Raw genomic sequence first — 25,233 nt, forward strand, 5'->3', positions numbered from 1 at the left:
GGGGTTGCGCCTTGGGGTCCGGGAGTGGCTGATTGTGGCTACGGACCTGGACCCTCACCGGGTGCTGGAGGTGTACGGGCTCAGGTGGGGGATAGAGCGGCTCTTTGGGGCCCTGAAGGGGCGGGGATTTGACCTGGAGGCCACGCACGTGACGCGGGGGGAGAGGCTTTCGCGGCTTTTGGTCCCCTTGAGCCTGGCCTTCGTGTGGGCGTTTCGGACGGGGCTTGTGCTGCACCGGGTGCGTCCGGTGAGGCCCAAGAAGCACGGGAGGCTGGGACAGAGCCTCTTCCGGGCGGGGCTGGACCTGCTCACCCTTTGGGCGCTTGCCCTCTGGGGTGCAGGGGGAGGAAGGCGCGGAAGTCCCTTGGGGTTATGCCCTATGGAGGTTTTGACGTGTACATAGGTCCACTGGTAATAGTAACCTGCCCAGGCTGAGCTTTCGCACCCCATACTCCCGTAGGCCACGCTCATGCACTGGGAAGTGGGCCAACCCGAGTCGTAGCAAGGTGGGGGCCAGTCGCTCGCCGCCCTGGCGCTAGTTCGGGTTTCCACCTGGCCCCAGATGAGGCTTTCGGTAGAGCAGCTGGCGGTAGCGTAGGCCTTAGCCCCAGGAGAGGCCGTAGTGGGCATGGCCGAGGCCGCCAGGCTACAAGAGGGGAAAAGGGAGTGAGGGCCCAGGTACTGAACCAGGAGGGAAAAGGTGTCCGGGCCCACCACCATTCCCCCGTCGGGGGTCTTGAGCTCCGGGGGCAATCCCTGGAAGCCTCCACCCCCGGGGAGGTTCTCCGGACCATACCGTTTCACCTGCCTCACGATTTCCCTCAGCTTCGCCCTAAGTTCCTGGCGTTGCAGTTCCCCAAGAGGAAGAGGAATCCGGCTCAAGAAGATGTTTTCCAAGACGCTTACCACAAGCTCCTCATCCGACCAAAGGGCGTGCTGCTCCTTTACAAAGCGGAGCTGTTCCTCCCAGAATGCCTTTTCCTCGGGGATGGCTTGGGCCATTTTCCCTTGGGCGTATGCAGCGAACTTCTGCACGCTCTCCTCGGTGAAGAGGGCTGGCGAAAATTCCATATCAACCCTCCCCTCCTCCTCCCGGTACCAGATTCCGGGGGCGAGTTCCGTCCAGGCACCGGATTCTCTCTGGGAAGATGTTGCGGTTGCCGCTCCCCGCCCACAGCCCGCAAAAAGCCCAGAGAGAACGACCAGGAGCGCCAAGGACACCCTTGGAATCCAGGCGAAGGGGCTCCCGTGAACCCGCCGCGTCCGGCCGCCGACCTCGGCTTCCCGCACCCCCTTGCGCACCTTCTTCACCCCCCTTCCAAGTTAACCCCAGGATAGCAGGGGGAAGGTAACGCCCGCGTAACTCAGGAAGCTCTCATAAAGACTCCAGGGCGTTACGCGGAGGTTACGTGGGCCGGGGTAGCGCCTGTAGCTTCTCCTCGCCCTCCTCGGGGGTTCTGGAATGTTTCCCCAGTGCCTCGCCCCCCACTGCCCGCCTCCGGGGCTTGGGCTCTAAGCGCCACTTCGGCTTTGCAACATGGGATGCCCAAGCCGGGGCTGTGGGAATACCTTTTGGGGCCCCCACCGCGGCCAAAGCTGCGGTGGGGTACCTTAGAGGCCCCACTCCCTCCTGAGCCTTTCCACCCGGGCCTGGGCGATGGGAAGGCGGGGGTCTTGGGAGGGTAGCCTCTCCAGGAGGGCCTCCCAGACCCCCAGGTCCTCCCCCAGGCGCTCGGCCAGGAGGAAGAGGCTTTCCACCTCGCCCTGGGCCAAGACCGCCCGCCTCAGGGCCTCTTCCAGCTCCGCCCTCAGGGCCTCCACCCCCGGGGCCTGGCTCTGGGGGAGGAGGGGGCCCCGGTAGCGGGCAAGGGCCCCGCTCAGGTCTCCTTGACGCAGGGCCCCCCATACCTCCAAGAAGTCCGCCTGTAGGGCCTGGGCCAGGCGGTAGGGCCGGCTTTCCACGGCAAGCCCCCGTTGCCTCAGGCGGAGCACCTCCATGCGGAGGGCGGGCCCGTTGGCCTCCCCGTAGAGGGCCAGGGCCAGCTCCTCCCCCCTCCACCCCTCCTTCCGGGCGAGGAGGAGGACGAGGAGCTCCGCCTGGCGCAGGGGGAGGGGCTTGCCCCCAAGCCTTGGCTCTCCCAGGGCCTGGAAGTAGGCCGAGGGGCTTGCGGCCCAGAGGAGCTCCTGCCCCCTCCGGGAGAGCTCTCCCAGGAGGGGATGGGGCCTTCCCAGGAAGAGGAGGCCCCGCATGGCCTCCTCCGCCACCTCCTCCAGGAGGAGGGGCAGGGTCTTGGCCACCCCTTCCTCGTCCTCCCGGTAGAGCCCTTCGGCCAAGGCGAGGAGGGCCTGGGTGAGGGGCTCCTTGGCCCAGGGCCTCGCCGCCAGGAGGAAGGGGAGGACCTCCTTCCCCAGGAGGCGCACCCCGGCGGGGGCGAGGTAGGGAAGGGCGGGAAGAGGGGCCTCGTCCAGGGCCTTCCGCAGGTAGGCCCTCCCCGAGGCCTCCTCCCCCTGGAGGAAGCGCAGGTGGGCCATGAGGAAGCGGGCGTAGAGCCCCGTGCCCCCCTCCAGGGCCAGGAGTTCCACCTGCCGGAGGAGGTCGGGAAGGGGAGGGTCCTCCTCGGCGAGGAGGGCGAGCCAGGCCCACTCCAGGAGGGCGAAGGGGCCAAAGCCCCGGGCAAGGGCAAGAGCGGCGTAGCCCAGGGCCTCCCTGAGGCGGCCAAGCCCCCTTAGGGCGCGGGCCAGGGCGAAGGCGAGGCGGGCCTCGGCCTTGGGGTCTCCCTGGAAGCGGTGGAGGGCCTCTTCCAGGGCCAGGGCCCCCGCCTTTGGAGGGAGGGCCAGGCCCAGGTGGTAGAGGGTGAGGGGGGTCTGGGCCCTTCAGGCGGCCTCCAGGGCCAGGGCGCGGTAGGCCCGAAGGTTCCCCTTACGGGCCTCTACGAAGCCTAGAAGGGCCAGGCGCTCGGCCTCCGGGAGGCCTTCTTGGGAAGTTTGGAGGAGGGCTTCCGCCTCCCGGTCCCGCCCTTCCTCCAGGAGGCGGAGGGCGGGGGCCAGGGGGCTTGCCGGGAAATCCAGGGCCATGGAGCCATTTTAGACGTGTGAGGGCCTGGGCTTCCGCCCCTGCGGCTCTGACCCTCGAGGTCCGCTGACGACACCTACCATATAAGGTGTACAGTGAAGACATGGAGAAGACGACCCTCTACCTCCCCCCTGAGCTTCACCGCGCCCTAAAGGAGGCCGCGCGGCGGGAGGGCAAAAGCCAGGCAGAGCTCATCCGGGAGGCCTTGGCCGCTTACCTTACCCAGCGCCAAAGACCCGCCCTTCGTTCCCTAGGCGTGGGCGAGGACGAGGAGCTCTCCGGGCGCGCCTCCGAGGGGTGGCTGGAAAGGGTCTGGTCCGAGCGATGATCACTCTGGACACCTTCGCCTCTTCGCCCTCCTGAACCGGAAGGACCCGGACCACGGCCGCGTTAAGGCGCTCCTTCTTTCTGATCCGGGTCCCTACCTGGTGCCCATGGGCATCCTCGCCGAGATCGCCTACCTCGCGGAAAGGCGCCTGAGCCTTGGGGCCCTCGAGGCCTTCCTCCAAGACCTCGAGGCCGGGGCTTTCTCCCTGGAATGCGGGGAAGAGGACCTGCCCCGGGTCAGGGCGCTCGTGGCCCGGTACCGGGCCCTGCCCTTGGGCTTTGCCGACGCCGCGGTCGTCGCCGTAAGTACCCCACCGCGGCGAAAGCCGCGGTGGGGGCCCCAAAAGGACCTTCCCAAGCCTTATTTCGGGCGACCCATGTTGCGAAATCAACGTGCAGCCACTTAGCCGAGCGGAACGGGGGCCTGGTCCTAAGCTTGGACCGGCACTTTCACGTGGTGGCGCAGGAGGGGACCATCCGGGTACTCCCCTAACCCGCGATCCGGAGGAGGGCGAGGAAGCTTTCCAGCTCTAGGCTCGCCCCGCCCACGAGCCCCCCGTCCACGTTGGGCATGGAGAGGAGGTCGGCGAAGTTCTTGGGGTTCACACTCCCCCCGTAGAGGACGCGCACCCGGCTCGCGAAGGCCTCCCCGTACCGCTCGGCGAGGGCCTTGCGGATCTCCTGGTGCATGGCCTCGGCGTCCTCGGGGGTGGCGTTCTTCCCGGTGCCGATGGCCCACACGGGCTCGTAGGCGATGACCAGGCGCTCGGGGGCGTTGGGCTCCACCCCCTCGAGGCTCCCTAGGAGTTGCCTCAAGGTGTAGGGCACAGCCTCACCCCTCTCCCGCACCTCCAAGGGTTCCCCCACGCAGAGGATGGGGGTGATCCCCTCCTCCAGAAGCCTCTTGGCCTTCTCCGCCACCAAGGCGTCCGTCTCCCCGTGGTAGCGCCTTCTCTCCGAGTGGCCCACGATGGCGTAGCGGCAGCCGAGGTCGGCAAGCATCCGCGCCGAGACCTCCCCCGTGTAGGCCCCCTCCTTGTGGGCGGAGACGTCCTGGGCTCCGTAGCCCACCTGGGTTTCGGCCAACACCTCCTTGGCCGCGGGGAGGATGGGGAAGGCGGGGAGGACGGCGGCCTCCGACTGCAAGGGGGGAAGGAGCCTCCTGAGCTCGGCGAACCACACCCGGGCCTCGGAGGGGGTCTTGTGCATCTTCCAGTTGCCCGCCACAAGGACGCGCCGCATGGCCAGCTACTTCAAGACCTCAATCCCCGGGAGGGTGCCCTTCTCCAAGAACTCCAGGCTGGCCCCACCCCCGGTGGACACGTGGCTGAAGCGGTCTTTCAGGCCCAGGCGGTTCACCGCCGCCACCGAGTCGCCCCCGCCCACCACGGTGAAGGCCCCCTCGAGGCTCGCGATGGCCCGCCCCACGGCCAGGGTCCCCTCGTCAAAGGGGGGCACCTCAAAGACCCCCATGGGCCCGTTCCAAAAGACCGTCCTCGCCCCCTCCAGGGCCCGGGCGAAGGCCTCCCGGGTCTTGGGGCCGATGTCTAGCCCCATGTAGGGGATGGGAATGGCCTCCGCAGGGAAGAGGCGGGTCTCCACCCCCGCCTCAATGCGCTCCGCCGCCACCACGTCCTCGGGGAGGTAAACCCGAACCCCCAAGCCCTCGGCCCGCCGCAGGAGGTCTTGGGCCAGGTCCAGCCGGTCCTCCTCCACCAGGCTCTTCCCCACCTCCTTCCCCAAGGCCTTGAGGAAGGTGAAGGCCATGGCCCCGCCGATGAGGAGGCGGTCTATGCGGGGAAGGAGGCTCTCAATGACCCCGATCTTGTCCGAGACCTTGGCCCCGCCGAGCACCACAGCATAGGGCCTTTCCGGGTCCTGGAGGAGGCGGGAGAGGGCCTTCACCTCCTTCTCCATGAGGAAGCCGGCGTAGGCGGGGAGAAGCCTCGCCACCCCCACCACGCTGGCGTGGGCCCGGTGGGCGCTCCCGAAGGCGTCCAGGACGAAAGCCTCCCCGAGCCGGGCGTACCGGGCGGCAAGCTCCGGGTCGTTCTTCTCCTCCCCCGGCTCAAAGCGCACGTTCTCCAGGAGGAGGACCTCCCCGGGCCTCAGGGCCTCCGCCTCCCGCCTGGCCTCCTCCGAGCCCGGAAGGAAGGGGGCGAAGCGGGCCTCGGGAATGTGGGCCTTCAGCGCCTCCCCCACGGGGGCCAGGGAGTGCTTGGGGTCAGGCCCCTTGGGGCGGCCCAGGTGGGAGAGGAGGACGAGGGAAGCCCCGCCCTCCAGGAGGTGGCGGAGGGTGGGGAGGCTTTCCAGGATGCGGGTCTCGTCCTGGACCTTCCCCCCTTGGATGGGGACGTTATAGTCCACCCGCACCAGGACCCGCTTGCCCTTGGGGTCCAGGTCCAAAAGGGTGCGCATCTAGACCCCCTTCTTCAGGACGAGCTCCACCAGGTCGGCCACCCGGTTGGCGTACCCCCACTCGTTGTCGTACCAGGCGAAGACCTTCACCAGGTTGCCGATGGCCTTGGTGAGCTTGCCGTCCACGATGGAGGAGTGGGGGTCCATGACGATGTCCTGGAGGACGATCTCGTCCTCGGTGTAGGCGAGGATGCCCTTCAAGGGGCCCTCGGCCGCGGCCTTGAGGGCGGCGTTCACCTCCTCGGCGGTCACCTCCCGCCTGAGGAGGGCGGTGATGTCGGAGATGCTCCCCGTGGCCGTGGGCACCCTTAGGGCCATCCCGTCAAACCGCCCCTTGAGGGAGGGAAGGACCAAGGCGGTGGCCTTGGCCGCCCCCGTGGTGGTGGGGATGATGTTGATGGCGGCGGCCCGGGCCCGGCGCAGGTCCTTGTGGGGCAGGTCCAGGAGGCGCTGGTCGTTGGTGTAGGAGTGGACCGTGGTCATGAGGGCCTTCTCCACGCCGAAGGCCTCCTCCAGGACCTTCATCACGGGGGCCAAGGAGTTCGTGGTGCAGCTGGCGTTGGAGAGGATGTGGTGCCTGGCGGGGTCGTAGGCCTCGTGGTTCACCCCCATGACGACGGTGATGTCCTCCCCCTTGGCCGGGGCGGTGATGATCACCTTCTTGGCCCCGGCCTCGAGGTGGGCCCGGGCCTTCTCCGCGTCGGTGAAGACCCCCGTGGACTCCACCACCACCCCCACCCCCGCCTCCTTCCAGGGGATCTCCCGGGGGTCCTTGATCGCCGTGGCCCGGATGGCCTTCCCGTCCACGTAGAGGTTTTCCTCGTCGTAACCCACCTCCCCGGGGAAGCGGCCGTAGGTGGAGTCGTACTTCAACAGGTGGGCCAGGGTCTTGTTGTCCGTGAGGTCGTTGACCAAGGCCACCTCCACGCCCCTTTCGTGGAGGATCCTGAAAACCTGCCGCCCGATCCTGCCGAATCCGTTGATACCGACCTTCATGCCTACACCTCCTCCAGGCCAGTATACCCCTTAGCCCCCGCCTTGACACGTCAACCGAAAACCCATAGCTTGGTTGACGACCCGCCTAGGGCGGGAAAAGGAGGCGAAAGCGTGAAGACCGAGGTGTTGCCCTACACCCCCCTTATGAAGACCCTCTGGTCCCAAAGGACCCTGGCCCGGGACCTCCTCCTCATCCTTGCGGGAAGCCTCTTCGTGGCCCTCACCGCCCAGATCGCCCTCCCCCTCCCCTTCACCCCGGTGCCCATCACCGGCCAGACCCTGGGGGTGCTCCTGGTGGGGGCGGCTTTGGGAAGCCGCCTGGGCTTCCTCGCCCTCCTCGCCTACCTCCTGGAGGGGGCCATGGGCCTTCCCGTCTTCGCCGGGGGCACGGGCGGGCTCGCCAAAATCCTAGGGCCCACCGGGGGGTTCCTCCTCGCCTTCCCCCTGGCGGCGGGCCTGGTGGGGCTTTTGGTGGAGCGCTTTGGCCTGGACCGAAGCTTCCTCGGCACCCTCCTCGCCATGCTCCTGGGGAACGCCCTCCTCTACCTCGTGGGGCTTCCCTGGCTTGCCGCCTGGCTCATGGGGGCGGGGAAGTTCGGGGGCGTTTCCGCCCTCCTCACCATGGGGCTTTTCCCCTTCATCCCCGGGGACCTGGTGAAGGCGGTGTTGGCCGCCCTCCTCCTCCCCACCGCCTGGCGCTTCCTGGGCCAAAGGTAGATGCGCCTCGCCCTGGCCCACCTGGCCAAGCGGGAAAGCCTAGGGGAGCTCCTCCAAGCCCTCCGCCCCCTGGCCCAGGAGGCCCGGGAGCGGGGGGCAGGGCTTTTGCTCCTTCCCGAGCTCGTTCTGGGCAAACGGGAGGCGCCTGGCCTCCCCCAGGCCCTGGGGGAGCTGGCGGAGGAGGCGGGGCTTCTCCTCCTCGCGGGGCACCTTTTGGAAGGGCAAAACCGCCTGCAGGCCTTCCCCCAAGGCCCCGCCTACGCCAAGCTCCACCTCTACCGGGCGGAAGGGGAAGAGGGGGACGAGGGCCTCCGCCCTGGGGAAAGGCCCGTCTTCCTCCCCTGGGGAGGAAAGGTCTTCGGGCTTGCCCTCTGCTACGACCTGGACTTCCCCGAGCTCTTCCGGGCCTACGCCCTTAGAGGGGCGCAGGGGTTTTTGGTAGGGGCGGCCTGGCCCGGGGCCTACGCCGGGCTTTTGGAGGTCCTCGCCCGGGCCCGGGCGGCGGAGAACCAGGCCTACCTCTTCCTGGCAAGCCGCGCCGACACGGGAAGCCCCTCCCTCTTCGTCGCCCCCGACGGGCGGGTCTTGGGGCGGCAGGAAGAGGAAGGCCTCCTCGTGGCCGAGCCCGACTGGGCCTTTTTGGAGGCCTACCGCAAGGAGTACCCCCTCCTCCAGCACCGCCGGGAAGACCTCTACCGGCTTTGGTAAGATGGCCCCCGTGCTGGAGAACCGCCGCGCGCGGCACGACTACGAGATCCTGGAAACCTACGAGGCGGGCATCGCCCTCAAAGGGACCGAGGTGAAGTCCTTAAGGGCGGGGAAGGTGGACTTCACGGGAAGCTTCGCCAAGTTTGAGGACGGCGAGCTTTACCTGGAAAACCTTTACATCGCCCCCTACGAAAAAGGCTCCTACACCAACGTGGACCCCCGGCGCAAGCGCAAGCTCCTCCTCCACCGCCACGAGCTCAACAAGCTCCGGGGCAAGGTGGAGCAAAGGGGCCTCACCCTCGTCCCCCTGAAGATCTACTTCAACGAGCGGGGCTACGCCAAGGTGCTCCTGGGCCTCGCCCGGGGGAAGAAGGCTTATGAAAAGCGGCGCGAGGACAAGAAGGAGGCGGTGCGCCGCGCCCTGGAGGAGCTATGAGGGCCCTTTTCCTCTTCCTCGCCTCCTTCGCCCTGGCCCAGGCCCCCAAGCCCCTCAAGGTGGGGGCCCTCACGGGGGAGGCCCTCTACCCCGGGGGCCTGGGGGTGGCCTACGGGGAGGCCAGGCTCGTGGCCCAGGGGCTTGGACTTTCCCTCTGGGAAGGGGAAGGCCAGGTGGCCCTGGGCCTCGGAAGCCGCTTCCGGAGCTTTCCCGTCCTCGCCCGGGAAGGGGAGGCCGCCCGCAAAGGGGCCGCCTGGAAGCGCGAGGGTCGGACCTACGTCCCCCTGAAGCCTCTGGCGGAAGCCCTGGGCCTCTCCTACCGTGCCCAGGTGGGCATTGACCTGGGCCTTCCCTGGGCGAGGCTTTTGGGGGTGGAGCGCGCCCAGGGGCGCATCCTCCTCCGCTTCTCCCGGGAGGTGAACGCCATGTGGCGGGAAGGTGGGGTGCTCTTCCTCCTGGCCCAGGGGGCGGAGCCCGGCCTGAGGCAGGAGGCCCTGGGGCTTTTCCTGCCCCTGGAAGCGCCCCCCGACCGCCTCTTCTACCCGGGAGGGGGCCAGGTGGCCCTGGAGTGGGGGCCCCTCCCCAGGCCCACCCCCACGGTCCTCCTGGACCCCGGGCACGGGGGGGCGGACCCCGGGGTGGTGGTGGAGGGGCTTAGGGAGAAGGACCTCGCCCTGGACCTGGCCCGGCGGGTGGCGGCCCGCCTCCCGGGAAGCCGCCTGACCCGGAAGGGGGACGAGACCCTTCCCCTAGAGGCCCGCCTTCTCCAGACCCAGACCGCCTCGGTGGTGGTCTCCTTCCACGTGACCGGGGGGAGCGCCCTCAACCTCTACCTGCCCAAGGCCCGCTCCACCCCCCTGGCCAAGAACGCCGAGGCCCTCTTGAGAACCGCCCCCAAGGAACAGGCCGCCCTCCTCAAGGTCTACGCCGGGGACCCCCGCCTCCTGGCGGAGGCCCTGGCCCGGGCCTTCTCCGCCTTGGGCCTGGTGGTGGCCCAGGCCGAGGGGCCCTACGCCCTCACGGACGTGCCGGGGGCGGCGGTGGTCCTGGAGGTGGGGGTGGAGCGGCTCAAGACCCCGGAGGCCCGGGAGACCCTGGCCCAGGCCGTGGCCCAGGGCGTTCGCCAGTACCTGGAGGGGCCATGAAGCGCTTCCTGACCCTTTGGAACCTCTTGGGCTTGGGGGTCTTCCTCCTGGGGAGCCTCGTCTACTGGGAGGCCGGGAAGGGCCCCGCGGCCCACGCTTTGCCCCTGCCCGCCGAGGAGCAAAAAACCCCCTCCCTCTCCCTGGTCCTCTACCGCCCCAACCCCCCCCAGGGCTTCCTCAAGGAGACCCTGGCCCTGGAGCTTGGCCCCGGGGAGACCCCGGAGGCCAAGGCCCTGACGGCCTGGGCGGAGGCCCTGAAGGCCCCTAAGCCCAAGGCCCTCTTCCAGGCGAAGGGGGCCTGGGTGGTGGACCTGCCCCAGGACTTCGCCCAAGGGTTGGACGCGGCCCTCGAGGTCTACCGCCTCTACAGCCTGGTCTACACCCTCCTCTCCACCTTCCCCGAGGCCAAGGAGGTGCGCTTCCTGGTGGAGGGGAGGCCAAGCCCGGGGCTCGCCCACCTGGACCTGAGCCTGCCCTACACCCTGCCATGAAGGAGACCTGGCGCCTGGACCGCCTTATCCTCCAGGGGTTCAAGTCCTTCGCCGAGCGCACGGTCCTGGACTTCCCTGACCCCATCACCGGCATCCTCGGGCCGAACGGCTCGGGGAAGAGCAACCTGGTGGAGGCCCTGCGCTTCGTCACCGGGGCCCGCGCCCACGAGCTACGGGGCCAGGAGCTCAAGGCCTTCCTCTTCCACGGGGCCGAGGGCAAGCCCCCGGCGGGCTTCGCCGAGGTGCGCCTGGAGCTTTCCCGGGGCGCCGAGCGCCTCACGGTGGAGCGGCGCATTGAGGGGGAGCGGAGCCTCTTCCGGGTGAACGGCCGCCCCTTAAGCGCCAAGGCCCTGGCCCTGCACCTGGCGGGCACGGGCCTGGGCCGGGGGGGGTACGCCATCGTGGGCCAGGGGGAGGTGGGGGCCCTCCTCGAGGCCCCCGAGGAGGTCCTTCTGGGCCACCTGGAGGAGGCCGCGGGGCTTCGCCCCGTGGCCGAGGCCGCCCGCGCCGCCTCGGAACGCCTGGAGGAGGCCACGGCCCTCCTGGAGGCCAAGGAGAAGGCGCTTTCGGAGCTGAAGGCCCGGGCCCAGGCCCTGGAAAGGGAGGCCCGCAAGGCCCAAAGGGCCCGGGAGCTCGCCGGGCTCGCCCTAAGCCTCAAGCGAAGCCTCCTCCTCGCCCGCAAGGAGGAGGCGGAGAAGGAGGTGGCCCTGGCGGAGGCCCGCCTAGAGGCCCTGGCCCAGGAGGAGGGAGACCTCCTGAGGAGGCGGCAGGCCCTCGAGGCCCGGCGGGAGGCCCTGGCCCAGGAGGAGGAGGCCCTGAGGAGGCGGCTTGAGGAGGTCCGCCTGGGCCTCAAGGAACGGGAGGCCCTTCGGGCCGAGGCCCGAGAGCTCCAGCGGGTCCTCCAGGCCCTGGACCGCCCCCCGCCCCAAGACCCTGGCCCCCCGCCTCCCCCGCCCCCCCTGGGCCGGGAGGAGGCGGAAAGGCGGCTTAAGACCCTGAAGGAGGCCGAAGCCCGCCTCCAGGCCAAGAGGCGCCGCCTGGAGGAGGCCTGGCGCCGCTACGAGCTGGAGCTCGCCCGCCACCAGGAGCGCCTCCTCGCCCACGAGCGGGCCCGGGAGGAGCGGGCCCGCCTGGAAAGGGAGCTTAAGGAACGGGAAGAGGCCCTGAAGGCCCTGGAGGAGGCCGCGGAAAGGCGGAGGGCCCTGGAGGCACAGCTTCGGGAGGTCCAGGCCCAGGCCCTGGCCCTGGAAAGGGAGCGCGGCCGGATAGAGGGGCTTCTCGCCTCGGGGGCCGACCTCCAGGAGGGCCCGAGGCGGGCCCGGGGCCTTCCCGGAATCCTGGGGGTGGTGGCGGACCTGGTGCGGCCCGAAGAGGGGCTGGAGCTCGCCCTGGAGGTGGCCCTGGGCCCAAGGCTGCAGTGGGTCCTGGCCGAGGACGAGAAGGCGGCCCAAGGGGCCATCGCCCACCTCAAGGCCCGGGGGGGCCGGGCCACCTTCCTTCCCCTCACCCTCCTGGACCCTCCCCCCCCGCCCAGGCCCCGGGAGGCCGAGGGGCTTCTCGGCCCCGCCTACCGCCTGGCCCGCCTGCGCCTCCCGGGCCTTCCCGAGGAGGCCGTCTTGAGGGTCCTCCTGGGGGACACCCTGGTCTTCCAGGACCTCGAGGCCGCCCTGGCCTACCGCAAGGCGGGGGGGCGGGAGCGGCTCGTGACCCTGGAAGGGGAGGTCCTGGAGCGCACCGGGGCCCTCACCGGGGGAAGGGTGAAAGGAGGGGGGGAGGCCCTCCGCCTGAGAAGCCGCCTGGAGGAGCTTTCCCGGGAGCTCGCCCGCCTCCAGGAGGAGGCCCGGACCCTGGAGGAAGCCCTGAAGCCCCTCCCCAGGCTCCAGGCCCTGGAGGAGGCCCGGGCCCAGGTGAAGGCCCTCTGGGCCCGCCTGCAAACCCCCCTTCCCCCCCCTCCCGAGCCCCCCTCCCCCCCCGAGGCGCCCCGGGAGGAAGAGGCGCTGGAGAGGCTTAAGGAGGAAAGGGACGCCCTGGAAGAGGCCTTAGCCCTGGCCTCGGCCTGGGAGCGCTGGAACCTCCTCCAGGAGGCCCGGCGGGCCTGGGCCGAGGCCCAGGAGGAGGCCAAACGGGTGAGGGCCCGCCTGGCGGAGCTGGAGGGCCGCCTAAGGGCCTTCTCCCCCCTGGAGGAGGAGGCCAGGGCCCTGGAGGCCCGCTGGGAGGCCCTGCGCCGGGAAAGGCGCGAGACGGAGGAGCGCCTGGCCCAGGCCCTCGCCCGGTGGAACGCCCTCCTCGCCGAGCGGGAAAACCTCCGCCTCACCCTGGCCCGCAGGGAAGCCCTCCTGGAGGAGCTTTCCCGGGAGCTCGCCCAGCTTCCCCCCACGGAGCGCCACCCCGGCACCCCCAGGGCCCTGCAGGGGCGGCTCGCCCAGGTGGAGAGGGAGCGGGAAGCCCTGGGCCCGGTGAACGCCCTGGCGGAAGGGGAGCTCGCCTCCTTGAAGCCCCTCCTGGAGGCCAGGGAGAAGGAGGTGCAGGAGGCCACGGAGGCCCTTCTCCGCCTCGAGGCCGAGGTGAAGGCCGTGGAGAAGGCCTACGCCGAGCGCCTAAAGGAAAGCTTCCACCGCTTCCAGGAGGCCTTCCGGGCCCAGGCGGAACTCCTCCTCGGGGCCCGGGCCGAGGCCCGGCGGGAAGGCCGGGGGCTAAGGCTCTTCCTCGTGCCCCGGGGCAAGCGCACCCAGGACCTCCGCCTCCTCTCCCTGGGGGAGAAGACCCTGGGGGCCCTGGCCTTCCTCTTCGCCCTGGGGGAGCTGCAAGGAGGGCTTCCCATCGCCGTCCTGGACGAGGTGGACGCCGCCTTGGACGAGGCCAACCTCCTCCGCTTCGCCCGCTTCCTCCAAGGCGGGCGGCAGTTCCTCCTGGTCACCCACCAGAAGCGCACCATGGAGGCCTGCCACGCCCTCTACGGGGTGACGGCGGAGGGCGGGGTGAGCCGGGTCTACGCCATCCGCAAGGAGGTGGCCCATGACGCTTGAGGAATACCAAAGGGAAGCCCAGAAGACCGCCCTCTACCCCGAGGCCTACCGCCTGGTCTACCCCGCCTTAGGCCTCGCGGGGGAGGCCGGGGAGCTCGCCAACAAGGTGAAGAAGGTCCTCCGCGACCACGGGGGGCGCCTCAGGGAGGAGGACCGGGAGGCCATCCTCGCCGAGCTCGGGGACGTGCTCTGGTACGTGGCCCAGGTGGCCACGGACCTTGGGGAAAGCCTCGAGGCCGTGGCCCGGGCCAACCTGGCCAAGCTCCGCTCCCGCAAGGAGCGGGGCAGGCTGGGAGGGGCGGGGGATAACCGCTAGTGCAAACCACTTGCGTTAAATACCCCCGGAAGGTATGATGTTCCCCGCTGGCCTGGCCAGCGAAAGGAGGTTCTTTATGGAAGAAACCACCGTGCCCACCCTACCCCGCCTGAACGAGCCCGCCCCCGACTTCGTGGCCAAGACCACCCTGGGGGACCTCAGGCTTTCCGACCTCAAGGGAAAGTGGGTGGTCCTCTTCAGCCACCCCGCCGACTTCACCCCGGTGTGCTCCACGGAGTTCTTGGCCTTCGCCGAGAGGCAAAAGGAGTTTGAGGCCCTCGGGGTACAGCTGGTGGGCCTTTCCATTGACTCCATCCACGCCCACCTGGCCTGGGTCAAGGACCTCGAGGAGATGGCGGGCATCCCCATCACCTTCCCGGTCATCGCCGACTTGGACATGAAGGTGTCCAAGCTCTACGGCATGATCCACCCTGCCGCCAGCGAGACCGCCGCGGTGCGGGCGGTCTTCATCATTGACCCGAGCGGCATCCTCCGGGGCATGCTCTACTACCCCCTCACCACGGGCCGCAACATTGACGAGATCCTCCGCTTCATCCAGGCCCTGCAGTTCACCGACCGCACCGGCCTCAACACCCCCGCCAACTGGCGGCCCGGGGAGCCCGGCATCGTCAAGCCCCCCGCCACCTTCCCCGAGCTCAAGGCGGACGAGGCCAAGAAGGGCGAGTACACCGAGTACCGCCGCTGGTACCTCCGGCTCAAGCGGGCGGAGTAAACCCCAAAGCCGCTACCCCCCGGGGCCTCCCGGGGGGTAGCTTTTGAAGCCCTCAGTCAAACAGGTCAAAGAACTCCAGGAAGCCCTTTTTCTTCTTGTAGGGCTTGCCCTCCTTGCGGTAAAAGCCCTCCAGCTCCTCCTCGTAGCGGCGCTCCACCTCCTTGGCCTCGGCCAGGAGCTTCTCCAGCTCCCCCTTGTCCAGCCACACCCCGCCGCACTGGGGGCAGACGTCAATCAGGACGCCGCGCCGCTCCACCTCCCGCATGCCCACCCCGCAGTGGGGGCAAAGGAGGAGGGGCACCTACTCCTCCCTCCGGCCGAAGAGGCCGAGGAGGCTCGCGTAGTAGAGGATCGTGGCCAAGGAGGAGGCCAAAGCCGCCACGTAGGTGAGGGCCGCCCAGGTGAGCACCCGCCGGGCGGGGCCCATCTCCTCGCGCCCCAGGAAGCCCATGCGCCTCAGGAACTCCAGGGCCCTCTTGGAAGCGTCAAACTCCACGGGCAGGGTGATGAGCTGGAAGAGGGCCACGGCCAGGTAGAGGTAAAGGCCGAGCTTGGCGAGGCCCAAGGCCCCGAGAAAGAGGCCCGCGAGGACCAAGATGGGCCCCAGGTTGCTCCCCAGACTCGCCGCAGGCCAGAGGCTCGCCCGCACCCTGAGCCAGGCGTAGCCCTGGGCGTCCTGCACCGCGTGGCCCACCTCGTGGGCGGCCACGGCCAAGGCGGCCAGGCTCGGCGAGGCGTAGTTGGGCTCGGAAAGCCGCACGGCCTTGGCCTGGGGGTCATAGTGGTCCGTGAGGGCCCCGGGCACGGGCTCCACCCGCACGTGGCTGAGCCCGTGGGCGTCCAGGATGGCCCGGGCCACCTGGGCCCCCGTGAGCCCCCGGCTGTTGGCCACCCGGCTGTAGCGGGCGAAGGTGGCCTGTAGACCCCCCTGGATGATCAGGCTGGCCACGAACACCAACCCCATGAGCAAGAAAGCGAGCGTGTCCATGTCTTCCCTCCTTGGGAAGTAGCAAAAGCCTCGAGGCCACCCTTACAGGTGGTCTCGCCATGCGCCCTCAGGCGCCCCAGCCGACCGGGGAAACCTCCCGTACTGACGGCCGGCTGGCCCCTTCCGGGGCGGCTACTCCCCAAGGCCTTTATACCAGAACCCCCGAAGGGGCACAAGGGCCCCCGAATGTGGCCCCCTTCTCCTTACTTTTTCACGCTCAAGGGTATACTGGGGGCCGGAGGTGCGCGCATGAGCTACGCCCATCCCGAGGTACTGGTGAGCACCGAGTGGGTCCAGGCCCACCTGGACGACCCCCAGGTCCGGGTCCTGGAGGTGGACGAGGACATCCTCCTCTACGAGACCGGGCACATCCCCGGCGCCCAGAAGATTGACTGGCAGCGGGACTTCTGGGACCCGGTGGTCCGGGACTTCATCAGCGAGGAGGGCTTCGCCAAGCTCATGGAAAGGCTCGGCATCTCCAACGACACCACCGTGGTCCTCTACGGGGACAAGAACAACTGGTGGGCGGCCTACGCCTTCTGGTTCTTCAAGTACAACGGCCACAAGGACGTGCGGCTCATGAACGGGGGACGGCAGAAGTGGGTGGAGGAGGGCCGCCCCCTCACCACCGAGGTCCCCGCCTATCCCCCCGGCCGCTACGAGGTCCCCTACCGGGACGAGTCCATCCGGGCCTACCGGGACGACGTATTGGAGCACATCCTGAAGGTGAAGGAGGGCAAGGGGGCCCTGGTGGACGTGCGAAGCCCCGAGGAGTACCGGGGGGAACTCACCCACATGCCGAACTACCCCCAGGAGGGGGCCCTCCGGGCGGGCCACATCCCCGGGGCCAAGAACATCCCCTGGGCCAAGGCGGTGAACCCCGACGGCACCTTCAAGAGCGCCGAGGAGCTTCGGGCCCTCTACGAACCCCTCGGGGTCACCAAGGACAAGGACGTGGTGGTCTACTGCCGCATCGCCGAGCGCTCCAGCCACTCCTGGTTCGTCCTCAAGTACCTCCTGGGCTACCCCCGGGTGAGGAACTACGACGGCTCCTGGACGGAATGGGGCAACCTGGTGGGGGTGCCCATCGCCAAGGGCGAGGAGTAAGACCCCCAGGCGCGCAGGCCCTCACGTCTTCTTCAGGGCCTCCTCCGCCAGCCTCCGGCCCGTGGGGGTGTCCGCCAGGCCCCCCAGGCCGGTCTCCTTGAGCTCCAGGGGGAGGAGGCGGCCGATCCCGGCCATGGCCAGGACCACCTCGTCGGGGGGGATGACGCTCCTTATGCCCGAAAGGGCCATGGAGGCGGCGCTCACCGCGTGGACGGCGTAGAAGCCGTTCCGCATCACGCAGGGCACCTCCACGAACCCCCCCACGGGGTCGCAGACCAGGCCCAGGGTGTTCTGCAGGGCCAAGGCGGCGGCGTGGGCCGAGGCCTCCGGGGAGCCGCCCAAAAGCTCGGTGACCGCGGCGGCGGCCATGGCGGCGCTGGAGCCGATCTCCGCCTGGCACCCCCCGCTCGCCCCGGCGATGTGGATCACCCGGCCGATCATCTTGGCCACCCCCGCGGCCAGGACCAGGGGCATGAGGAGGCGCTCATCGGGGATTCCCAGGTGGTCCGCCACGCCCAGAAGGGCCCCGGGAAGCGTCCCGGCGCTTCCCGCCGTGGGCGCGGCCACGATGCGCCCCATGCGGGCGTTTTCCTCGTTCACCGCCATGGCGTAGGCCTGGACCCGCTTGAGGAGGGGGTCCTGCAAGGGGTCGGGAGCCTCCCAAAGGGTCTTGGCGTTCTTCCCCACGAGGCCCGCCACGCTGGGGGCGTCGGAGGCCAGGCCCCGCCGGATGGAATCCCGCATCACCGCAAGCCGCTCGGCCATCTTGGAGAGGATGGCCTCGGGGGGAGTGCCCGTCTCCTCCACCTCCTCCCGGAGGACGTGCTCCGAGGCCAGGCCCGAAAGCTCCGCCAGGGTGTTTAGGGTGAGGGGCATGCCCCGAGTATAGCCCCTGGGGTAGCCTAAAGGGGATGCGGGTCCTCATCGCCGACGACCACCCCCTCTTCCGCCTGGGCCTGCGGGCGGGCCTTCAGGCGGAGGGCCTGGAGGTGGTGGCCGAGGCCGCCACGGGGGAAGAGGCCCTGAACAAGGCCCTGGCCCTGAGGCCGGAGGCCGTCTTGCTGGACCTGCGCATGCCGGGCCTGGACGGGCTCGCCTGCGCCAGGAGGCTCCGGGAGGCGGGGTACGGGGGGGTTATCGCCCTCCTCACCACCTACCAGGAGCCCGCCCTCCTCCTGGAGGCCGCCAGGGCCGGGGCGGACGCCTACTTCTCCAAGGAGCTCTCCGCCCCCGAGCTCAAGCGGCGGCTGATGCGGGTCTTGGCCGGGGAGGAGCGCCTAAAGCCCCCAGAGCTTCCCCGCCTCACCCCCCGGGAGGAGGCGGTGCTAGGGCTCCTCGCCCGGGGGCTTTCCACCAAGGAGATGGCCCGGGCCCTGGCCCTCTCCCCGGACACGGTGAAAGACCACCTGGAAAGCCTCTACGGGAAGCTCCAGGCCCGCAACCGGGTGGAGGCCCTGGAAAGGGCCCGGGCCCTGGGCTTTCTGAACCCCTAGCCTACTCCTGGGGGCTTTCCTGGGCGGCCGCCTTGGCCCTCTCCTGGTCCTGGCCGATGCGCTTGCGGTCGGCGCGAAGCTTGCGGCGGATCTCCCGCTCGGAAAGCTCGCGGATGAAGTAGAGCTTGGCCCGGCGGGCCCGGCCCCGCTGTACGATCTCCACCTTCTCAATGAGGGGGGAGTTCATGGGGAAGATGCGCTCCACCCCCACCCCGTAGCTCACCTTGCGCACGGTGAAGCTGGAGTTGTAGCCGTTCCGCTTGATCTTGATGACGATGCCCTCAAAGTTCTGGATGCGGCTCCGGTTGCCTTCCTTCACCCGGTAGGCCACCCGCACGGTGTCCCCGGGGCGGAACTCCGGCAGGTCGGTGCGGGCGTAGCGGGATTCCACCACCTTAAGCAGCGCTCCTCGGTTCATGCGTGCCTCCTCTCCCAGAGGAACCCTTAAGGGTTCATGGGCAACAGCCTTAAGTTTAGCCTTCCCGGTCCAGTTCCGCAAGCCAAAGGGCCTCGAGGGCCCCGATCCTCGCCTCGGAAAGGAGTTCGGGCCTCAGGGCGAGGGTGCGCTTTAGGGCCTCCCTCCTGCGGAAGCGGAGGACCTCCTGGTGGTTCCCGGAAAGGAGCACCTCGGGCACCCTAAGCCCCCGGAACTCGGGGGGGCGGGTGTAGTGGGGGAAGTCCAGAAGCCCCCGCACGAAGGAGTCCTCCCGGTGGCTCTGTGGGTCGCCGATGACCCCGGGGATGAGGCGGGCGGTGGCCTCGAGGACCGCCAAAGCCGCCACCTCCCCCCCCATGAGCACGTAGTCCCCTATGGAAAGCGTCCGGGTGACGAAGGCCTCCACCCGGGCGTCAAACCCCTCGTAGCGCCCCGCGAGGAGGACCAGGTGCTCCTTCTGGGCCAGCTCCTCGGCCACCTTCTGGGTGAAGGGCTTCCCCGCCGGGGAAAGGAGGATCACCTCCTCCGCCGGGCCCACCGCCTCCAGGGCGGCCACGGCCACGTCGGCCCGGATCACCATCCCCGCCCCGCCGCCGTAGGGGGTGTCGTCCACCGCGCGGTGCCGCCCCAGGCCGAAGGCCCTGAGGTCCACCACCTCCACGGAGATGAGCCCCCGCTCCCGGGCCTTCTTGATGAGGGACTCGGAAAGCCAAGGCGTTATGAGGCCCGGGAAGAGGGTGAGGATGGTGTAGCGCATTAGTCAAAAAGCCCCGGGATGGGCTCCACGTGGATGGCCTCCCCTTCCACCCGCACGTAGGGGGCCTGGAGGGGCACCAGGCGCTCCGTCTGGTCGCGAAGCCTCTCCCCCACCCCGCGGATCACCAGCACGTCCTGGGCCCCGGCGTCCAGGATGTCCACCACCTCCCCCACCTGCTTCCCGCCCACGTAGACGGGAAGGCCTATAAGGGCGAAGTAGTAGTACCGCCCCTCCTCCAAGGGGGGAAGGTCCTCCACGGAGGCGTAGACCCTGAGGCCCACCAAGGCCTCGGCCAGCTCCCGGGAGGAGACCCCCGCCAGGTGGACCACGAGCTCCTCCCCCACCCGGTAGAGGTCCTCCACCGCCCGGAAGCCGTGCCCTTCCACATAGACCCGCTCCAGGTGGAGGAGGACGGGCTCCCCCCGGAACTTAAGCCCGCCCTTCAAGGCGAAGGGCGCCCCGAAGCGGCCGATCTCCACCAGGCGCATGCCTCCATTCTAAGGGCCCGCACCTTGATTTCGCCACACTTTTGGGACCCTCGGGGTACTTAGCGCACCTCCACCCCCACCTTGCGCTTGGCGTAGGCCCGCACCAGGGTGCGGATGGCCTCAATCACCCGCCCCCCCTTGCCGATGAGGCGGCCCTTGTCCTCGGGGGCCACCTCCACCACGTAAAGGGGGCCCTCCCGGCCCCGCCGCTCCTGGACCCGCACCGCCTCGGGCCGGTCCACCACGCTCTTCGCCAGGTACTCCACCAGGTCCTTCATCCCCTCATCCTACCTAAAGCGCCTGGCGGCGTTGACGCCCCGCCCTCCACCCCCTACCCTGGGAGGTAATGAAACGGGTCCTCTCCGGCATCCAGCCCTCGGGGGAGATCCACATCGGCAACTACCTGGGGGCCATCAAGCAGTGGGTGGCCATCGGGGAGAAGCTGGGGCGGGACGCCTTCTTCTGCATCGTGGACTACCACGCCCTCACCAACCCCCTGGCCTACGACCCCTCTACCCTCGCCCGGCGCACCTTTGAGGCCGCCTTGGTGAACATGGCCGCGGGGCTTGACCCCGAGCGGGTCACCCTCTTCGTCCAGTCCCACGTGCCCGAGCACACCGAGCTCGCCTGGGTCTTCACCACCCTCACCCCCTTGGGGGACCTCACCCGCATGACCCAGTTCAAGGACAAGGCCAGCAAGCAGGAGACCGTTTGGTCTGGCCTCCTCATGTACCCGGTGCTCCAGGCGGCGGACATCCTCATCTACAAGGCGGACACCGTCCCCGTGGGGGAGGACCAGGTGCAGCACATTGAGCTCACCCGGGAGATCGCCCGCCGCTTCAACCACCTCTTCGGGGAGACCTTCCCCGAACCCCAGGCCCTCTTAAACCCCGAGGCCCCCCGGGTCCCCGGGATTGACGGCAAGGCCAAGATGAGCAAGTCCTTAGGCAACACTATCGGCCTCCTGGAGCCCGAGGAGAGCATCTGGCAGAAGATCCAGCACCTCCCCGACGACCCCCAGAGGATCCGCCTCTCCGACCCCGGGGACCCCGAGCGCACCATCGTCTTCACCTACCTCGCCTACTTCGCCCCCAAGGAGGTGGTGGAGGCCCTGAAGGAGGAGTACCGGAAGGCGGGGGTGGGGACCTACGTGGTGAAGCGGATCCTCTTTGAGCACCTCATGCGGACCTTGAGGCCCATAAGGGAGCGGGCCGAGGCCCTGAAGAAGGACCCGGACTACGTGATGGACGCCCTCCTGGAAGGCGCCAAGCGGGCGCGGGCCGTGGCCCAGGCCACCATGGAGGAGGTGCGGGAGAAGGTGGGGCTTCTCCTGCCCAAGGGGCACCCGGTCCTCCGGTGATCCACCTCAGCTTTCCCGGCTTCTCCGGCCCCCTCGAGGCCCTGCGGGAGGCCCTCCGGCGGGGGAAGCTTTCCCCAAAGGAGGTGCCCGTCCTCCTGGTGGTGGACCAGGCCCTGGCCCAGGTGCCCGAGGACCTTCGGGAGCGGAGCGAACTCCTTCCCCCCCTCGCCGAGCTTCTGGTGCTCAAGCTCGCCCCGGAAAGGGCCCTCGCCCCCAAAGAGGAAGGGGAGGAGGCCCCCCTGGTCCGGGCCCTTTTGGACCTCTCCGAGACCGTGGCCTTCCTCGAGGCCCGCCTGCAGCGCCGCGCCCGCCTCCTCCCCGTGCCCCCACCCCCCCTGCCCAAGCCCGCCCTCCGCCTCCCCAAAAAGGCCCTCCTCCAGGCGGCGAAGCCCTTCCGCAGGGCCCTTCTCCACCTTCCCCGGGAAGGCTTCGGCCTGAAGGAGGCCTGGGAGCGGCTTAGGCACCTCCTCCGGGGCCGGGTGGCCTTCGGAAGCCTCCCCTTTCGCGCCTGGCCCGAGCGGGCCGTGGCCTTCGCCGCCCTCCTGGAGGCCCACCGCCTGGGGCGGGTGCGGCTTTGGCAGGAGGCCCCCTTCGCCCCCCTCTACGTGGAGCCCCTGGGGGACCTGGAGGCGCTTGACGAAGGCAAGGGGGTGGCCTAGAATGGGCCTTGCGTCTGCCGGGGTGGCGGAATTGGTAGACGCGCATGATTCAGGGTCATGTGCCCGCAAGGGCGTGCGGGTTCAAGTCCCGCCCCCGGCACCAAGGGGCCCCGCGAAAGCGGGGCTTTTCCCCTTGTCCCCTCCCCTTTCGGGGGGCAAACTGGGCGGGGAGGAGGGATGAAGGCCTACCTCGGCCTCTACACCGCCCGCCTGGAGACCCCCGCGAGGAGCCTTAAGGAGAAGCGGGCCCTCATCAAGCCCGCCCTGGAGAGGCTTAAGGCCCGCTTCCCCGTCTCCGCCGCCAGGCTCTACGGCCTGGACGCCTGGGGGTTTGAGGTGGTGGGCTTCAGCGTCTTGGGCAACGACCCCGCCTGGGTGGAGGCGACCCTGCGGGAAGCCGCCCGCTTCCTGGCGCAAAACGGGGGCTTCCGGGTGGCCTTGGAGGAATACCGCCTCGAGGCCTTTGAGCTGGATGGGCTTCTTTAGGGCAGACAGCGGACCCGAAGGCGAAGACACCCACCCCCTCGTCGGTCAAAAGCTTCACGCCCCCAGGGCCTCTGCCGCATAGAGCAAGGCGGCGCGCAGGCCCTCCGGGGTCAGCCGGGGCAGGGCTTCCAGGATGGCCTCCGGGCTTTCTCCCGCGGCGAGGCGGCGGAGGATCTCCTCCACCGTGATCCGTGTCCCCGCCACCACAGGCTTTCCCCCCATCACCTCAGGGCCCACCACGATGAGGTCCACCCCATCCCCCAGGGTACCGCTAAACCCTCTCCACCGCCACGGCCACCGACCCCCCGGTGCCGTGGCAGATGGCGGCGAGGCCCCTTTCCTCCCCCTTGGCCCGGAGGGCGTTCAGGAGGGTGACCAGAATCCGCGCCCCGCTCGCCCCGATGGGGTGGCCCAGGGCCACCGCCCCCCCGAAGACGTTGAGCCTTTCGTAGGGCACCCCCAGGAGGCGGCTGAAGAGGACGTTGTTCAGGGCGAAGGCCTCGTTGTTTTCAAAGAGGCCGAAGTCGGAAACCCGCATCCCCAGGCGGTCCAGGAGCTTTTTGGCGGCGGGGATGGGGGCCTCGGGGAAGCGCCAGGGCTCCCCCGCAGCCCAGGCCCCGCCCAACACCTTGGCGATGGGCCTGAGCCCATGGGCCTTCACCGCCTCCTCCGAGGCGAGGAGAAGGGCCGCCGCCCCGTCGGAGATCTGGCTGGAGTTCCCCGCGGTGAGGACCCCGTCCGGCCTGAAGGCGGGCCTCAGGGCGGCGAGGCCGTCCGGGGTGGTCTCGGGGCGGATCCCCTCGTCCCGGTCCACCACCACCGGGCCCTTCTTGCCGGGAAGCTCCAGGGGGGCGATCTCCCAGGCGAACTGCCCCCCTTCCGTGGCCTCCCAGGCCCGCTTGTGGGAGAGGTAAGCGGCCTCGTCCACCTCCTGCCGCGTCACCCCGTGGTCCCGGGCGAGCCTTTCCGCCTGCTCCCCCATGGCCTCTCCGGTGAAGGGGTCGGAAAGCCCGTCCCGGAGGAGGATGTCCTGGAGGTTTTCCGGAGCCCCCATGAGGAACTTGTACCCCCACCGGGCCCGGTGGCTGAGGTAAAACCCCGCCTGGCTCATGGACTCCATCCCCCCGGCGAGGACCAGGTGGGCCTCCCCGGTGCGCAGGAACTGCGCCGCGTTCAAGACGGCCATCATCCCCGAGGCGCAGACCATGTCCACCTGGTACCCGTCCACCTCCTTGGGGATGCCCGCCCTTAGGGCGGCCTGCCTCGGCAGAAGCTGCCCGTGCCCGGCCCTGAGGACGTTCCCGAAGACGTAGAGGTCAAGGGCCTTCCCCTCCACCCCCGCCCGCTCCAGGGCGGCCCGCATGGCGTGGGCCCCGAGCTCCACGGGGCTTAGGTCCTTCAGGGCCCCCCCGAACCTGCCGATGGGGGTCCTGGCCGCGGCGACGATGTAGACCTCCCGCATGGCCCCATCATACCCCCCCGTTTGGGGGATGCGCACCCGGGGGGCGGACCCCTAAAGTGGTTTAGCGAAATGGCTCCTTGGGCGAGGCAGGGCTTCAGCGTGCTGGAACTTCTCGTGGTCCTGGCCGTCCTGGGCATCCTGGGCGGTCTTGCCTACACCAACTACAGCGCCGCCTACCGCCTCGGGGCGGCGGGGGCCGAGCTCAGGACCTTCCTCCTCGCCGCCCGCACCGAGGCCATCCGCAGGGGGACGGGGGTGGCGGTGGTCCCGGAGGGCCGGGGGCTCCTAAGCTGCGTGGACGAAAACCGAAACCGGGGGTGCGACGCAGGGGAAGCCGTCCTGCGCCGGTTTGACCCAGGAGGGTATGGCGTGGCCCTGGACCTGAGGAGCGGCTTCTCCCCCGGCCTTCGCTTCAACGCCCTGGGGAGGCCCAACACGGGGGCGCGCCTGGCCCTGCGCCTGGGCGGGCGGACCCTCACCCTGTGCGTGGGCATGGGAGGAAGAGCGCGGGAGGTGAGCGGCGATGGGTGCCCGTAAAGGCTTTACCTTGCTGGAGGTGCTCCTGGCTTTGGGGCTCCTCGCCGTGGTGGTGCTGGCCTTCGCCTCTCTGCAGGTGACGAGCCTGCGCGGGGGCCGGCAAGGCCGGGAGCTCCAGGCCGTGGTCCGGGAGATGGAAAACTTCATGGAAAGACTGAGACAGGACCCCCAGGGCGTCCCCACCCTTTGCAACGGCGCCCTAACTCTCGGGGGCAGGCAGGGCACCTGCACCGCCGTCCCCTGTGGCGTGGCCCAGGACGGCGGCCTCACCTGCCCCACCTCGGGGGACGCGCGGGCCTTCCAGGTGGTCCTGGAAGTGGAAGGAAAACGGCTGGAAACGGTGGTGTATCGGCCATGAGAAGGCACGGGTTCTCGCTCCTAGAACTCCTGCTGGCCTCCGCCCTCCTGGGGAGCCTCTTCCTGGTGGTGCTGGCCCTGGAAAACTCCAGCGCCATCCTCAGGGAGCGGGAAAGGGCGAGGGGGCGGCTCGCCGACGAGCTTAGCCTCACCGCCCTTGCCCTGGCCCGGGAGCTTTACACCGTGGGCTACCGCCTCACGGGCCAGGCCCTGGTCCTAAGCCCAAGCCCCGAGGGGGACGGGCTTACGGGCTGGTTCCTCTGCGAGGCGGGGATGGAGGAGGTCTGTGGGGAAAGCCTGGGCCAGGTCAGGGGCACGGGCTACGGGGTGAGCCAGGGGGTCTTCCGCTGGGGCGCCTGCACCGGCGAGGGGTGCACGCCCTCGCCCACCAACCCCGTCTTGGGAGGGGACGAGATCCGGGTAGAGGCCTTCCGGGTGGCCTACCTGGAAGGGGGCACCTGGAGGCGCCAGGCGCAGGCCGTGAACCTGAGGGCCGAGGGCGCAACCCCGAAGGTGAGCGCCCTGGCCCTCTACCTCCTGGCCTCCATCCCCGTGCGGGGAGGCGCCCCCGCCTTCACCCCGGGGAGTACCTTGGACTACCCTCCTGGGCTTTCCCCTGGCCTCCTGGCTCTGCCCCCTGCGGCAGGCGACGGCCGCCTGCGTGCGGAGAAGCTGTGGCTCGTGCAGACGCCGAACCTGGCGCACTGAAAGGAGGTG

31 protein-coding genes, 1 tRNA gene and 1 pseudogene are annotated in these 25,233 nt (G+C 69.7%); 20 read left to right on the forward strand and 13 right to left on the reverse strand.

Annotation, left to right across the window (positions count from 1 at the left end; genetic code table 11):
* On the forward strand, positions 1-403 hold a 403-nt coding region (locus tag BLP62_RS07485), incomplete at its 5' end, for a transposase (protein WP_143004347.1).
* A gap of 1,208 nt (positions 404-1,611) precedes the next feature.
* On the opposite strand, the pseudogene BLP62_RS07495 reads toward BLP62_RS07485, so the two are convergent.
* Positions 1,612-3,075 (reverse strand): annotated as a pseudogene (locus BLP62_RS07495) (ATP-binding protein).
* Between the two features lie 101 nt (positions 3,076-3,176).
* Here BLP62_RS07495 and BLP62_RS07500 point away from each other — a divergent pair.
* Both BLP62_RS07500 and BLP62_RS14070 read left to right on the forward strand, forming a co-directional pair.
* Complete coding sequence (locus BLP62_RS07500) at positions 3,177-3,401, forward strand: ribbon-helix-helix domain-containing protein (protein ID WP_093007374.1); 225 nt, start codon at positions 3,177-3,179, stop codon at positions 3,399-3,401.
* A gap of 31 nt (positions 3,402-3,432) precedes the next feature.
* Positions 3,433-3,807, forward strand: a complete 375-nt coding sequence (locus tag BLP62_RS14070) for a VapC toxin family PIN domain ribonuclease (RefSeq protein ID WP_338155560.1) — start codon at positions 3,433-3,435, stop codon at positions 3,805-3,807.
* 82 nt (positions 3,808-3,889) lie between these two features.
* On the opposite strand, the gene tpiA is transcribed toward BLP62_RS14070, so the two are convergent.
* From tpiA to gap, 3 genes are read right to left on the reverse strand one after another with little or no spacing between them, the layout of a single operon-like run.
* Positions 3,890-4,642: a triose-phosphate isomerase gene (tpiA, locus tag BLP62_RS07510; RefSeq protein ID WP_093007376.1), complete on the reverse strand. Its 753-nt coding sequence runs from the start codon at positions 4,640-4,642 to the stop codon at positions 3,890-3,892.
* Positions 4,643-4,648: 6 nt separating this feature from the next.
* Entirely contained in the window at positions 4,649-5,818 is a 1,170-nt protein-coding gene (locus BLP62_RS07515) for a phosphoglycerate kinase (protein WP_093007378.1), read from the reverse strand.
* Positions 5,819-6,814, reverse strand: coding sequence for a type I glyceraldehyde-3-phosphate dehydrogenase (gap, locus tag BLP62_RS07520; RefSeq protein WP_093007380.1), 996 nt, complete (start codon positions 6,812-6,814; stop codon positions 5,819-5,821).
* Between the two features lie 111 nt (positions 6,815-6,925).
* On the opposite strand from gap, the gene BLP62_RS07525 reads away from it, so the two are divergent.
* The 8 genes from BLP62_RS07525 to BLP62_RS07560 all read left to right on the forward strand — a co-directional run bounded on the left by BLP62_RS07525 (position 6,926) and on the right by BLP62_RS07560 (position 14,386).
* Positions 6,926-7,531, forward strand: a complete 606-nt coding sequence (locus BLP62_RS07525; protein WP_176758167.1) for a biotin transporter BioY — start codon at positions 6,926-6,928, stop codon at positions 7,529-7,531.
* Positions 7,532-8,239 carry a carbon-nitrogen hydrolase family protein gene (locus tag BLP62_RS07530; RefSeq protein WP_093007382.1) on the forward strand — a complete coding sequence of 236 codons (708 nt, stop codon included), beginning with the start codon at positions 7,532-7,534 and terminating at the stop codon, positions 8,237-8,239.
* 1 nt (position 8,240) lies between these two features.
* Entirely contained in the window at positions 8,241-8,675 is a 435-nt protein-coding gene (gene smpB, locus BLP62_RS07535; protein ID WP_093007384.1) for an SsrA-binding protein SmpB, read from the forward strand.
* Positions 8,672-9,820, forward strand: a complete 1,149-nt coding sequence (locus BLP62_RS07540) for an N-acetylmuramoyl-L-alanine amidase family protein (protein ID WP_093007386.1) — start codon at positions 8,672-8,674, stop codon at positions 9,818-9,820. Before smpB ends, BLP62_RS07540 begins: the two co-directional genes overlap by 4 nt.
* Positions 9,817-10,311 carry a GerMN domain-containing protein gene (locus tag BLP62_RS07545; protein ID WP_093007388.1) on the forward strand — a complete coding sequence of 165 codons (495 nt, stop codon included), beginning with the start codon at positions 9,817-9,819 and terminating at the stop codon, positions 10,309-10,311. Before BLP62_RS07540 ends, BLP62_RS07545 begins: the two co-directional genes overlap by 4 nt.
* Positions 10,308-13,337: an AAA family ATPase gene (locus tag BLP62_RS07550; RefSeq protein ID WP_093007390.1), complete on the forward strand. Its 3,030-nt coding sequence runs from the start codon at positions 10,308-10,310 to the stop codon at positions 13,335-13,337. The genes BLP62_RS07545 and BLP62_RS07550 overlap by 4 nt, the downstream gene beginning before the upstream one ends.
* Positions 13,327-13,653, forward strand: coding sequence for a nucleoside triphosphate pyrophosphohydrolase family protein (locus tag BLP62_RS07555; protein WP_093007392.1), 327 nt, complete (start codon positions 13,327-13,329; stop codon positions 13,651-13,653). Before BLP62_RS07550 ends, BLP62_RS07555 begins: the two co-directional genes overlap by 11 nt.
* A 76-nt stretch (positions 13,654-13,729) precedes the next feature.
* Positions 13,730-14,386 carry a peroxiredoxin gene (locus tag BLP62_RS07560; RefSeq protein WP_093007462.1) on the forward strand — a complete coding sequence of 219 codons (657 nt, stop codon included), beginning with the start codon at positions 13,730-13,732 and terminating at the stop codon, positions 14,384-14,386.
* A gap of 52 nt (positions 14,387-14,438) precedes the next feature.
* On the opposite strand, the gene BLP62_RS07565 is transcribed toward BLP62_RS07560, so the two are convergent.
* Positions 14,439-14,687, reverse strand: coding sequence for a TFIIB-type zinc ribbon-containing protein (locus BLP62_RS07565; RefSeq protein ID WP_093007394.1), 249 nt, complete (start codon positions 14,685-14,687; stop codon positions 14,439-14,441).
* On the reverse strand, positions 14,688-15,374 hold the full coding sequence (locus BLP62_RS07570) for a zinc metallopeptidase (protein ID WP_093007396.1): 687 nt from the start codon (positions 15,372-15,374) through the stop codon (positions 14,688-14,690). It abuts the gene before it with no gap.
* Positions 15,375-15,623: 249 nt separating this feature from the next.
* Here BLP62_RS07570 and BLP62_RS07575 point away from each other — a divergent pair, with 249 nt between their 5' ends.
* Positions 15,624-16,481, forward strand: a complete 858-nt coding sequence (locus tag BLP62_RS07575) for a sulfurtransferase (protein ID WP_093007398.1) — start codon at positions 15,624-15,626, stop codon at positions 16,479-16,481.
* A 21-nt stretch (positions 16,482-16,502) separates the two neighbouring features.
* Here BLP62_RS07575 and sdaAA read toward each other — a convergent pair whose 3' ends face one another.
* Positions 16,503-17,357, reverse strand: coding sequence for an L-serine ammonia-lyase, iron-sulfur-dependent, subunit alpha (gene sdaAA / locus BLP62_RS07580; RefSeq protein WP_093007400.1), 855 nt, complete (start codon positions 17,355-17,357; stop codon positions 16,503-16,505).
* Between the two features lie 35 nt (positions 17,358-17,392).
* Between sdaAA and BLP62_RS07585 the strand changes: the two genes are divergently transcribed.
* Positions 17,393-17,974 (forward strand): response regulator, encoded by a 582-nt coding sequence (locus tag BLP62_RS07585; protein WP_093007402.1) that lies wholly within the window; start codon positions 17,393-17,395, stop codon positions 17,972-17,974.
* Between the two features lies 1 nt (position 17,975).
* Here the strand turns inward: BLP62_RS07585 and rplS are convergent, their stop codons facing one another.
* The 4 genes from rplS to BLP62_RS07605 are packed head-to-tail and all read right to left on the reverse strand — an operon-like array spanning position 17,976 to position 19,933.
* Positions 17,976-18,392: a 50S ribosomal protein L19 gene (gene rplS / locus BLP62_RS07590; protein WP_093007404.1), complete on the reverse strand. Its 417-nt coding sequence runs from the start codon at positions 18,390-18,392 to the stop codon at positions 17,976-17,978.
* A 55-nt stretch (positions 18,393-18,447) separates the two neighbouring features.
* Positions 18,448-19,167 (reverse strand): tRNA (guanosine(37)-N1)-methyltransferase TrmD, encoded by a 720-nt coding sequence (gene trmD / locus BLP62_RS07595; protein ID WP_093007406.1) that lies wholly within the window; start codon positions 19,165-19,167, stop codon positions 18,448-18,450.
* Entirely contained in the window at positions 19,167-19,655 is a 489-nt protein-coding gene (rimM, locus tag BLP62_RS07600; protein WP_093007408.1) for a ribosome maturation factor RimM, read from the reverse strand. Before rimM ends, trmD begins: the two co-directional genes overlap by 1 nt.
* A 59-nt stretch (positions 19,656-19,714) precedes the next feature.
* A complete protein-coding gene (locus BLP62_RS07605; RefSeq protein ID WP_093007410.1) occupies positions 19,715-19,933 on the reverse strand; it encodes a KH domain-containing protein in 219 nt (72 codons plus the stop codon).
* 68 nt (positions 19,934-20,001) lie between these two features.
* Here BLP62_RS07605 and trpS point away from each other — a divergent pair, with 68 nt between their 5' ends.
* The 4 genes from trpS (at position 20,002) to BLP62_RS07625 (ending at position 22,160) form a co-directional block, all read left to right on the forward strand.
* Entirely contained in the window at positions 20,002-21,015 is a 1,014-nt protein-coding gene (gene trpS / locus BLP62_RS07610; protein WP_093007412.1) for a tryptophan--tRNA ligase, read from the forward strand.
* Positions 21,012-21,674, forward strand: a complete 663-nt coding sequence (locus tag BLP62_RS07615; protein WP_093007414.1) for a chromosome segregation protein ScpA — start codon at positions 21,012-21,014, stop codon at positions 21,672-21,674. Before trpS ends, BLP62_RS07615 begins: the two co-directional genes overlap by 4 nt.
* A gap of 16 nt (positions 21,675-21,690) precedes the next feature.
* Positions 21,691-21,777: transfer RNA gene (locus BLP62_RS07620), tRNA-Leu, on the forward strand.
* A 74-nt stretch (positions 21,778-21,851) separates the two neighbouring features.
* Positions 21,852-22,160, forward strand: coding sequence for a DUF503 domain-containing protein (locus BLP62_RS07625; RefSeq protein ID WP_093007416.1), 309 nt, complete (start codon positions 21,852-21,854; stop codon positions 22,158-22,160).
* A 54-nt stretch (positions 22,161-22,214) separates the two neighbouring features.
* On the opposite strand, the gene BLP62_RS07630 is transcribed toward BLP62_RS07625, so the two are convergent.
* Both BLP62_RS07630 and BLP62_RS07635 read right to left on the reverse strand, forming a co-directional pair.
* Positions 22,215-22,412, reverse strand: a complete 198-nt coding sequence (locus BLP62_RS07630) for a DUF433 domain-containing protein (protein WP_093007418.1) — start codon at positions 22,410-22,412, stop codon at positions 22,215-22,217.
* A 19-nt stretch (positions 22,413-22,431) separates the two neighbouring features.
* Entirely contained in the window at positions 22,432-23,622 is a 1,191-nt protein-coding gene (locus tag BLP62_RS07635; RefSeq protein ID WP_093007420.1) for a thiolase family protein, read from the reverse strand.
* Positions 23,623-23,691: 69 nt separating this feature from the next.
* On the opposite strand from BLP62_RS07635, the gene BLP62_RS07640 reads away from it, so the two are divergent.
* The 3 genes from BLP62_RS07640 to BLP62_RS07650 are packed head-to-tail and all read left to right on the forward strand — an operon-like array spanning position 23,692 to position 25,224.
* Positions 23,692-24,159 carry a GspH/FimT family protein gene (locus tag BLP62_RS07640; RefSeq protein WP_093007422.1) on the forward strand — a complete coding sequence of 156 codons (468 nt, stop codon included), beginning with the start codon at positions 23,692-23,694 and terminating at the stop codon, positions 24,157-24,159.
* A gap of 19 nt (positions 24,160-24,178) precedes the next feature.
* Positions 24,179-24,517 carry a prepilin gene (locus BLP62_RS07645; protein ID WP_238529967.1) on the forward strand — a complete coding sequence of 113 codons (339 nt, stop codon included), beginning with the start codon at positions 24,179-24,181 and terminating at the stop codon, positions 24,515-24,517.
* Positions 24,514-25,224, forward strand: coding sequence for a prepilin-type N-terminal cleavage/methylation domain-containing protein (locus BLP62_RS07650; protein ID WP_008631303.1), 711 nt, complete (start codon positions 24,514-24,516; stop codon positions 25,222-25,224). Before BLP62_RS07645 ends, BLP62_RS07650 begins: the two co-directional genes overlap by 4 nt.
* Positions 25,225-25,233: the final 9 nt, after the last annotated feature.

The sequence above is a fragment of the Thermus arciformis genome, from assembly GCF_900102145.1.
Lineage (GTDB): Bacteria > Deinococcota > Deinococci > Deinococcales > Thermaceae > Thermus > Thermus arciformis.